This is a genomic window from Arachidicoccus rhizosphaerae, assembly GCF_900107765.1.
Classification (GTDB): domain Bacteria; phylum Bacteroidota; class Bacteroidia; order Chitinophagales; family Chitinophagaceae; genus Arachidicoccus; species Arachidicoccus rhizosphaerae.
The window spans coordinates 14,043-25,562 of record NZ_FNQY01000015.1 but is presented as its reverse complement, the minus strand read 5'-3'; the positions used below and the strand labels follow the sequence as shown (position 1 = coordinate 25,562).

Genomic DNA, 11,520 nt, shown 5'->3' with positions numbered 1-11,520 from the left:
TACTTCAAGAGTGGCTTATTTGATTTATTGCTTATGATATATTGTTTGCGGTTTGGAACATATGAACTACCTGGAATGCATTCTGGAATTATAATTATTTAAGCCCTTCCAAAAGATTTGCCGTTTAAATCCAGATGGTAATCCTGTATAATTTTTTGCGAACATTTGAAAGATTAGATAATATTAATATTAATATTTTTGTAATCTATGTTTACTAATGAATAGTGCATTCATATATGTATATTAAATTTAATGCAAAAAATGATTAAAAAAATTATTTTAAAGTCTGGAGCCTTTTTTGGGCCTAGCGCCTTTAAGAGCTATGGTTGTGCAGTTATTTTGTTGCTGTTACTGCCTGTGACGCCTATAATGGCAGGTAGCCATAGGACGGGCGAATCTGGTAATTCCTCTGGAAATAACACCTATAATCATGTGTTGGGCAATAACGGAAGAGATTTAACACCGGTCAAAGGAACTGTTGCCGACGCAGAAGGAAAGCCACTGATTGGTGTTTCCATTAAGGTTAAAGGGACGACTAAAGGTGTGTTGTCAGATTTAAATGGCCAATTTACCATTGACATACAACCAGGTACTACTTTGGTGGTTTCATACGTAGGTTATGCAGATAAAGAAGTAATTTATAATAAATCCGGAGATTTAAAAATTGTTTTAACAGTTTATAATCCTTCGCTAGATGATGTCGTTGTGGTCGGATACGGAACCCAGAAAAAGAAGGATCTAACAGGAGCCATTACCAGCATTAAAGCAGATGATGTAACTTTAAACCCCAGTGGTAATCCAATGATTGCTCTACAAGGTAAAGTGCCTGGACTGGATATTACTAAATCTTCCGGTGAGGCAGGGGCAGGTGTAAATATGCAACTACGAGGTACCCGTTCATTAAGTGCCAGTGGTAACCCGCTGGTATTAATTGACGGTATGCCTGGCTCCTACAGCACTTTAAATCCCAATGACATTGAGAGTATAGATGTCTTAAAAGACGCTTCCTCTACCGCTATTTATGGCGCCTCAGGAGCCAATGGAGTAATTCTGATTACTACAAAGAGCGGAAAAGAGGGACGGACACAAGTAAATTATGATGCTTATGTTGGATATTCTGGATGGTCGATGACGCCTAAAGTACATAGGGGTGATTCATATTTTAACACCAAAAAACTTGCACAACAAGAAGCCGGATCATACACCACAGATGATCAGGTTCTTTCGACAGAAGTATATGACGCCTATCAAAGGGGCGAGGATATCGACCGGGTAAAAGCAATTATGAAAAATAATATGACCCAAAATCATAGCCTCTCTTTATCCGGAGGAACGAAGAAAACCAGGGCTTATTTTTCATTGAATTATAATAATGAATCTGGTCAATATAAAGGAGATGCTTATAAAGTGTTGAGCTCAACCATTAAAATAGATCATAAGGTTACTGATTGGTTTTCGGCAGGTTTAAATACGCAGATGTTTTATAATACGGGCTCTAGCGCTTATTCCAAAATTGAAAATGCACTCAGAGCGATACCCTATGGAACTATTTTTAATGAAGATGGAAGTTTAAAAATATTACCTGTGGCTGGAGACGAACAGACAGTTAATTTCCTATTAGACACGGATCCAGATGTCTACAGAGACCAGAGCAATAATTTTAGTCTCTATTTTAATCCATATGTACGATTTACACCGCTTAAAGGCTTATCTTTTGAATCTCGAATCAGCGGACAACTTAGTTATGCTAGAAGCAATACATTCGTTGGAATTGGATCCTATCAGTATTATTGGGCTGAAGGAGCTAATGCCACCGGTACAACACCTACAGTGGCAGCTACAATAGTCCAGAATCGAAATTATAATTACCGTTGGGAGAATATCCTCACCTATGAATTTAATCTGGGGGCTGATCATAATTTTAAATTGACGGGGGTTAGTACATATGATCATAATCAGAGTGAATTTACCAATATGAGTAACAATCAGTTTTCTTCTAATAAATATCTCTGGGAGAATTTGGGTGCAGGGGCCAGCCCTTCGGTTGGGTCTAGTTATACCATGTCCAGAAGCCTTGGCCTGATTGGAAGGTTGAATTATTCTTATAAAGATCGTTATCTTTTTCAAGCATCCATACGCGAAGATGGTTCTTCTAAATTGGCGGATGGGCATAAATGGGCAGCTTTCCCGGCAGTCTCTGCCGGATGGCGTATATCAGAAGAAGATTTTATGCAGGGGACTAAAAGCTGGCTCTCTAACTTAAAATTACGTGTAGGGTATGGGGTTTCAGGTACTGCCAGCATAGATCCATATTCCTCCGTTTCAAACATAGAAGCTGGTTTTTATTCCTTAAGCGGGCAAAAGGTCAATAAGTATAATTATTCCCAATTGCTGGCGAATGCCGATCTTACCTGGGAAAGATCTTATAACACCAATATCGGAATTGATGCAGATTTTCTTAAAAATCGTATACGTTTTACGGGGGACTTCTATATTACCAATACGGATGGTGTAATCTGGACTAAAAATATTCCGGTAACTAATGGAGCATATAATGCGGGTACCTTATACCAGACCCGTGTAAATATTGCAAAAACAAAAAATACAGGTATTGAATTGGGATTATATACAGCCAATATTGCCCATAAGAAGTTCTCGTGGAGTTCTGCCTTGACCTTCTCTGCTAATAAAGAGATGATTACAAAACTTGCAGAAAAAAGCTCAACACCTGTTGTTAACGGAGATTATGCCCTTCTTGTCGGTCAGCCGATAAACTCTTATTACAGCTATAAAATTTTAGGTGTGTGGCAAAATGGGGAAGAAGCTCAAGCTGCTGCCTTTGGTGAAGAACCCGGTGATCTGAAAATTGAAGTACCTAATTTGGTGAGCGCCGGAGATAATGCTTTTTATAAACTGGATGCTAACGGCAATTATGTTACAGGTGACGATGGAAATAAAATTTTGTATAATGCGGATAATCCTTATGCCATTAGTGATAATGACCGCCAGATAGTGGGACATAATTCGCCTGATTTTTCTTTAGGGTTTCAAAATACCTTCTCCTATGCCAATTTTGATTTGACGATTTATGCTTATATGCGGTATGGACAGACTATTGATTATTCTTTATTAACTGATTATGATCCGAGTGGCAGTGATAATTTTCCAAGTTATTTTAACTACTGGACATCTTCAAATCCATCAAATGACTTTCCAGCGCTGAACGCCTCTAAACAAAGACAGGATTACGTGGGCTTCTATGGTCTCTCTTATGTAGATGGATCTTTCCTTAAGATTAAAAATATTACGTTGGGTTATACATTGCCCGATATCACTCTTAAAAAGATGCAACTGGATAAATTAAGGTTTTACGGCACCATTACCAATCCGCTGGTGGTGGCTAAAAGCCATCTATTAAAACAATATGATCCTGAGCAGAATGGCAGTTTAGATTTTCCATTAACAAAACAGATTGTACTAGGTCTAAACCTCAGTTTTTAGTATAGACTATCTGATTAAAATAAAAAGTTATAAATCCATTATAATGCGAAAGAAAATATTAAATAAGACCTTGATTTATACCCTTATAGGTAGCGCAATGGCTTTTATTTGTCTGGCTTCATCCTGCAATCTGGATGAATATAACCCAACCGCAGGGGATGCTACGGAAACTAGTTTTAATACTTGGAGTGGTTTGTTGGTACAATGCTATACACCATTGTATGATCAACTGTTTTCAGCCTCCGATTTTCTGTACGTGTCTGAAACAGGAACGGATCTATGGCTGAGCCATAATGATAATGATAATACTAAAGAACTATATTATTACGAAGGACTAACTACCAGTACCAATGGCACCAATAAACTCTTTACTCAGGCTTATTCTGTCATCTCCACCTGTAATTCCGTTATAAATGGTGCTACAGCACTCGAAGATGGAGATTCCGCCACTATTAACGAAATGGTGGGGGAGGCCAAATGTCTCAGGGGATATTATTACCTTTTATTAGCGACATATTACGGTCCGGTGACCTTAAATTTGGAGTCAGCAGGCGTGGCTACTAATATGACTCCAAAACGTAATACAATTGCAGAAATTTATACACAGATTATCAAGGATTTGACTGAGGCCGCTTCCTCGTTAGGTGTAACTCCTTTAAACGGAACTGCAAGCAGAGTCTGCAAAAAAACTGCATTAGGCCTATTGGCCAGAGCATATGTTCAAGGGGCTGGGGAAGGGTTAAGTGAAAACGGTACCTCTTATTGGCAACGAGCAAAGGATGTATCTGAGGAGCTGATTGCGAATGCCAGTTCTTACAATGCCATGCTATATGACAATGTAGCAGACTTATGGTCTCATGCCAATAACAGGGACAACAAGGAAGCCTTATTTGTAGCCTCTGGCCCGGTGAGTGGAGAAAGCGATGCCTGGAATTATGCTTCTAAGTCCAATAAACTGTTTTCCTATACTTATTGTGATCCTAACTCCCTTCCCGAGCTTGTTATTATGAAAAATAAACAGAACTATTTCTATGGGCGTGTTAATAACAATAATTTTGCACCTAGTAAATATTTAGTTGGTTGTTTTGATGCAAGTTGGGACTCTCGTTGGGAGAATAGTTTTACCACGGCATTTGCAAATTTTTCAATGGTACAGCCTGGCTGGTTGACTTATGATGCCAATGTTGTAACCTTGACTTCAACTATTTGCAGTAAATATGGTATAGATGCTTCACATATTGGGGAAAAGATCTATCCTTATGCAGATGTTAATGCAACAGCAGCTACCTATGGTGGCAATCAATATGTTGCATCTGTCTGGCCTAAGGGTGTTCATTCAGGAGATATAAATAAACTAGAAGCTTCGACAAATGTTTATGTTAATCCATACCCTTTACAGGCAGATGAAGACCGTTTTGCTATTTATCTTTCGAAAGATAACATGTCTGCAATAGAAAAAGCTGCCAGAGGATATGCTGTAATTAATATAAATGATTTATTTGCCAGTGATGGCAGATATCTGTCAACGGCTGCAGAGTGGACGGCAAAGACAGGTCAGGTAAATAATGGCTATGAGCTTTATCCTTCGCTATCCAAATTTAACTGGTCTTATTACGGCTTAAATTATGGATCTAATCTGCAAGTAAAGCAAGGAGATATGTTTATAATGCGAATGGCAGAAGTGTATCTGATTGCCGCAGAGGCCGAACAAAAATTAGGGAATGGAGCTAAAGCCGCCACCTACCTGAATGTGCTAAGGGACAGAGCCGTCAGAGCCGGGGCTGCTAAACATGATCTTACAAGTGCTACTGAACAGGATGTACTCGATGAATATGCCCGTGAACTCTGCGGTGAATTTGATCGTTGGGCACTTTTAAAGCGTCATCACGCTTTTGAAACAGCCTTACCGAAGGCGAATCCCAGAGCCGCCGCCAGTTTCAATAGTGCGATTGATTATTATAGACCTATTTCTTATGATTTCTTAAGTCAGATAGATAATGCGGAACAGTATGGAGATAATGGCTATGGTCAGACTGGGAGTTCTGGGCTCAATGGCTTTTTGAGTAATTAAATGGAATTATCAATAAAATTCGGTTCAATATTAAGCTAAAGACTTTTTTGGTAAGTTGCACCAGGAATTTGAACCATAAAGATTTACCGGGTTTTTGGATATTGTGGATTATCTGGAATACCCGGTAGATTTTTTGGTATATATTTTTTATGATTTAAAAAGAAAATCCATCAAAATCGAATTCTCCATCTTCATTTTTTGATTGGTTGAATAGCCTGACAAATTCCCCAGACCAGAAAAGATCAGTAAGTTCTTTCTGGTTTTCCGGGTCTTTTGGTTGATAATCTAATACTCTAGGTAGCACCTTTAATATATATGCTGTACGTTCCTTGGGATTATTTTTAGTTTCATTTAATCTCTGCTTGTATTCTTCGGATTTTTTAAGGTAAAAATCAATTTTTCCTTCCAGTGATTTTTCCTTGATGACTTTGTAATTGCGATCTTCCGAATGAGTGAGCAAAGTATATTCATCCTCCATTCTTAAAAGTTGAATACGGCCTCTAATCATTTTATTCAATTTTGAGAGTATTTCTACTATAAAAATGATTTTCTGCGTTTCTTTTAAAATACTTGGGTCCTTTGTTTTGATTTTGAACCATTTTACAAGTATGGGCCCTAGATTTTCAGTAAATAATCCTGCGTGCCAGGCAACCTGAAGCCTTTCAAAAATCTCTTCACTTACTGTTTCTTGCTTTTCGACAATTTCCTGCCTTAAAATTGCAAAAATATCAGGCAGGATAGTAATTTGCTTTCTAAATTCTTTTAATTGGATTTTCACCTTTTCGCGTTGCTTTAAAAAGGCTGTCCCCAAGGTTTCCCATCCTTCTTCAAGCGTAAAACAATATAATTGATAAAAGTGATATTTTAAACATTTATATGTATGCTTTATCATTCTCTGTCCCATTTCTGAGGTAGGTAATGCGATAGTCATCCCCTTGATATAATCTTGTTGATTTTTAAGTGAAGGGACTTTGCCTGGAAATGTGTTCTTCCTTGGGTCTTCTTCATCCAAAGTTAGTTTGGCGAAGCTGCTACCTGCCGTTTTGGCCAGTCGACTTTCCTGTAAAGGAGTATAAAACGCATAAAGGCAGTTTTTAGCCCATTCGAATAATTCTGTGTCATTTTCTGGGAATCTTTTCCATGGGACGATTGGAATATTGTGAGATTCCAGGTAGCTTTTAATTTCCGTGGTCAAATAGGTTATTTTTTCTGTATACCATACGTGGTATTGAAGATGATGCATCTCCTGGAATAATTTGAGTGCTGCCGGGTCTTGTTCGCGGTTTAAAGTGGTGTTCAATAGTAGATCCAGTTCCGAATTGATATAATATAGCAAAAATCTTTTTTGCCTAGGCGTAAGGGCATCCTCTGGTGGTTTCATAATCCCTCGGGCATCCCTTTCTGCGGGAGGATAAGCTATGAGAGAAGATAAAAATTCCGTATAGGATTCTCTGTACATAATGTGGGCATTCACCAGGTCCTGACTAAAGGTTTTGGTTAGTTTTTTAAGCTGCTCCCTATCCGTAAAATATTGATCTATATTCTTTTGTAATTCATTGAGTTGCTTTTCTAGATCCAGATAGGTCTCTTTTTCTTTTGGATTCAGCTCGATCAGATTATCCAACCAGCTGCGGACAAAGGATGGAATGATAAAGTGTTCTACCATAATTTTTCGATTATAAATTTTCAGCTATGTATGTCAAATATACTTAAAACAATCTCAAATATATGTAATAATTATCTAAAATGAAATAAATGAAATCATTATAAGTAAAAATAGTGGTCGAAATTGGAATATTCAGGTTAGCTTTTTACATAAATAGTTGACTAGGAGAGAGGGAATTCTGTTTATTTATGGCCGGTTTTTAGTATATTTTTCTTTTTTTGAATTAATTTCCTGTTTCCTAAGGGTGCCTGATCACCTTTGTAGTCTTGTGAATTAATAAATAAAAACCTGTAAAAGAATAAAAAAGTGAAACATAGTCATAAGGGATCAAGTAATAAGTCCTTGCTAGATGCTCATAACTCAACAAAAAAAACAGAGGAGCAGGATCCAAAAAGCATAAGCAGAAAGGAAGCCTTTAAAAGAATTGGTGGGCTTGCTCTCTTTCCGTTAGCGGCCTCCAAATTAGGAAATTTCAAAACGGATTGGGATGATAATCCAGTTAGTGCTTCTATCATGAAATCAGATAAAAAGTCTGATAAATTGAATATTTTGATGATTATGGATGATCAGCATAGAGGAGATTTTCTCGGATGTTATGGTGCAACCTGGCTTAAAACACCAAATATTGATGCACTTGCAAAGGAAGGGGCGCGATTCGATCATTGTTATTGTGCATTACCTAGCTGTACGCCGGCCAGAACTAGTCTTTTAACAGGCCTCACTCCCTGGCATCATGGTATGTTGGGATATATGAATAATATTGCTCAATATTATAAATTGACCTTGCCTCAGTTCTTTTCTCAACATTGTTATGATACAATTGTAACGGGAAAAAATCATTTTGGCCCCCCACGCAATACGCAGGGTTATAAAACGATTAATCTGGAGGAAGGCTGGTATACTAAAAATCCGGATGGATTTATTTGTGATTATGAGGCCTGGTTTAAAAAAATGGCACCTGGAGAAAATATTAATGCAACTGGTTTAAGCTATAATGATGCACGTGGAGGACGTCCATTTCCATTTAAAGATGAATTACACGCGACATATTGGACTGCAGATAGGGCCATCGATTTTATTGCAAACCATCATATGGATGATCCCTGGTTCCTGAAGTTATCTTTTCAAAGACCTCACCCTCCATATGACCCGCCAAAGCGTTGGATGGATTATTATGAGCAAATTGAGATTCCCAAGGCAAAAGTCGGGCAATGGGCTGCTTTGAAATATAAAGGTAAGTTCTCTACGATGGATAAAAATCCTGAAGTCTCCAGCGCTATATTTCCCGAAAATGAAATAAAGTCAACCAGGGCAGCCTATGCAGGCGCGATTTCTTTTGTGGATGAGCAATTGGGCAGGGTGATTCAAGCATTGAAAGAAGCCGGTCAATATGAAAATACGTTTATTTTGTTTTTCTCTGATCACGGGGAGATGCTGGGAGATCAGCATATGTATAGAAAAACCAGGCCCTATGATCCGTCTGCTAGGGTGCCGCTTATTGTGCGATGGCCCTCCGGTGCAAGGGATTTTAATTTTAAAAGAGGTCAGCAAAGAAAAGAACTGATTGAACTGAGAGATATCTTTCCGACCCTGGCCGATGTGGCAGGGCTCACGCTGCCCTCAAAAGTAGATGGAGAAAGTATTTTAAAAATTTTAAGAGGAGAGGAGGGTTGGCGTGAAACACTTTGCCTTGAGCATAGTAGATGCTATGAACCGGATAATGCCTGGATAGCTATTCGCAGTAATCGTTATAAATATATTTTCTTTACGTTGACTGGAGAGGAACAGCTTTTTGATATGGAAAAGGATCCACATGAGTTAAAAAATCTGATGGGTGATGAAACAACAAAAGAGGTATATAATGAACTATACCAAAAACTCGCTGCAGAAATGGAGGAAAGAGGAGAGGTATGGGTAAAAAGTGGTAAATTGCAAGTTCAGAAAGTATCTATGATTGCTAGTCCGAACTACCCAAAGTTTCAGTTTAATACGGGCTTTCAGTATAAGGGACCGGCTGTTTAGTTTAAGAATAGGTCAGTTTTAAGGTTGAGAGGAGTTTAAATTTAATTGAATATTACATAAAAACATGTATACTAATCCAGTAAATGAAATGGCCTTAAATGAGATTCAGGCGATTAAAAAGAGGATAAAAGTTAGGGCTATTATTAATTGGCGCTGGCATAACCTGAAAAAAAAACTATTATTATCGCTTTCAATTATTTATTGCTCATGCTCATTTTGTATTCTAAATGCGCAAAGCAAGGGACATGTCGCAAAAGGAAGTGGCAGAATTAATGAATCAACCTTAAAAGATAGTCGCCCAAATATATTATTTGTTATGGCTGATGATCACACTGGACAATCTTGGGGTATTTATGGAGGTATATTAAAAGACTATGTGCAAAATAAGAATATCCAGCGTATGGCCAAGGCAGGGGCTGTTTTGGATAACTGTTTTAATGTTAATTCTTTATGTACGCCTAGCCGTGCGACAATTCTTACAGGGCAATATAGCCAGATCAACGGGGTGTATGCCTTGGAAGATGGCCTGAGCCCGGCCCATGATAATATAGCCAAGGTGCTTCAGAAAAGTGGTTATCAAACGGCGATTTTTGGTAAATGGGGACTTAAGAAAAGGCCAAGTGGCTTTGATCATTTTATGGTTATGAATGATCAGGGGATTTATTTTGACCCAGTGTTTAAATCTGAAAAAGACTGGCAGGATGATGATAAGGGAATTACAGGCAAAAAATATAAAGGTTATAATACAGATTTGGTGACAGATTTTGCGTTAGACTGGTTAAAAGACCGGGATACTACTAGGCCATTTTTTGAAATGGTCCATTTTAAAGGAACTCACGAGCCATGGGAATATCCTGACAGATTAAAAAACCTTTATAATAATGTAGAAATTCCGTTTCCACAGTCTTTGTTTGATTTCGGGGCAAAAACTACTGGCAGAGTATTTCCGGGACAACATTTGAATGATTTGGCGGAACGTTGGATGACCTATCAAAAGGATCCGGCACATTATTGGACCACTTATCCCGGAATGCCGTTTGATTTAAACGGATTAGATAGCGTTCAGGCCAGAATTAAAACATATGAAAAATTTATTAAAGATTATCTGCGCTGTGGCGCAGCCAATGATGAAAACCTGGGGAGGTTGCTAGATTATCTGGACCAGAGTGGACTCTCCAGTAATACCGTAATTATTTATACTGCTGATCAGGGCTATTTTCTTGGTGAACACGGCTTTTTTGATAAAAGATTGATGTTTGAAGAGTCTTTACATATGCCTTTTGTTATTGTCTATCCCAAAGAAATTAAAGGAGAGACCAGGATCCAGGATTTTATTCTCAATACAGATTTTGCTGCGTTATTTGCAGATTATGCAGGATTAAAAACTCCTGAATTTGTTCAGGGCAGAAGCTTCAGACGAAATCTGGAAGGTAAAACACCGGCAGACTGGCGTAAAGTAATGTATTATCGGTATTGGGAACATCTGGTCAAAAGACCTGCTCATTTTGGAATTAGAAATCAACAGTACAAACTTATTTTTTATTATGGCCAGCCACTCGGGATTACAGGAGCGCAGCAACAGCCCACAACACCGGGATGGGAATTCTATGATCTTAAAGTTGATCCGCATGAGCTTCATAATGCCTACCATGACCCTCAATACCAAGGTGTTATTCAAAAAATGAAGCAGGAACTTCTGGTACAGAAACATTTAGTGAAAGATGATAGGGATGATTTCAGTTCTGTTATGCAAAAAATTTTTCATTTGTATTGGGGGCAATAATCTTGTGCCTCTGCATATATGATCTATTAGGCTGATTTTACTGTTGGTCCTTAATCCCGGTTTCTGATTGAATCATTCGGCCTTCTGTTCCTGAATTAAGTTTAATGCCATAGCACTATTAATTAAGATGAAAAATAGCCTCTTTTATTAAAGCTGGGAGGGCAGGTACTCACAGATACATTATGCTGTCCCCTGCGCAACACAGTCAGGCTGCCTTGCGTAGCTTGACTGTGTTGATGAACTTCTTTGTTCAAAATCCTAAATTCATATATTTTCTTATAAAGAAAGGATAGTCTCATGGCTATTTTTGGGCCAAATAGGAAGCACCAAGTGTGGAATTGTCTAATTTTTCCTCAATTAATTTATTATATCCATTAGGAAAGGGAGAGGGGGACGTTTGGTTACTTCAATTTCTTGTGACGATCTGTCTGCTTGGTGGAGAATTTTGATGGCTCAGCGCTTTTAGGTTATAACTTA

The 11,520-nt window shown here is 38.1% G+C and carries 5 protein-coding genes; 4 read left to right on the top strand and 1 reads right to left on the bottom strand.

Annotated features, from left to right (window positions below; all coding sequences use genetic code 11):
- The first annotated feature begins 261 nt into the window (after positions 1-261).
- Positions 262-3,501, top strand: coding sequence for a SusC/RagA family TonB-linked outer membrane protein (locus BLU80_RS12895; RefSeq protein WP_170831236.1), 3,240 nt, complete (start codon positions 262-264; stop codon positions 3,499-3,501).
- 43 nt (positions 3,502-3,544) lie between these two features.
- Complete coding sequence (locus BLU80_RS12890) at positions 3,545-5,572, top strand: RagB/SusD family nutrient uptake outer membrane protein (protein WP_211481837.1); 2,028 nt, start codon at positions 3,545-3,547, stop codon at positions 5,570-5,572.
- A gap of 154 nt (positions 5,573-5,726) precedes the next feature.
- Here BLU80_RS12890 and BLU80_RS12885 read toward each other — a convergent pair whose 3' ends face one another.
- Positions 5,727-7,238 (bottom strand): hypothetical protein, encoded by a 1,512-nt coding sequence (locus tag BLU80_RS12885; protein WP_091399121.1) that lies wholly within the window; start codon positions 7,236-7,238, stop codon positions 5,727-5,729.
- 306 nt (positions 7,239-7,544) lie between these two features.
- Here BLU80_RS12885 and BLU80_RS12880 point away from each other — a divergent pair, with 306 nt between their 5' ends.
- Positions 7,545-9,260: an arylsulfatase gene (locus BLU80_RS12880; RefSeq protein ID WP_091399118.1), complete on the top strand. Its 1,716-nt coding sequence runs from the start codon at positions 7,545-7,547 to the stop codon at positions 9,258-9,260.
- 64 nt (positions 9,261-9,324) lie between these two features.
- A complete protein-coding gene (locus tag BLU80_RS12875) occupies positions 9,325-11,043 on the top strand; it encodes a sulfatase family protein (protein ID WP_211481836.1) in 1,719 nt (572 codons plus the stop codon).
- Positions 11,044-11,520: the final 477 nt, after the last annotated feature.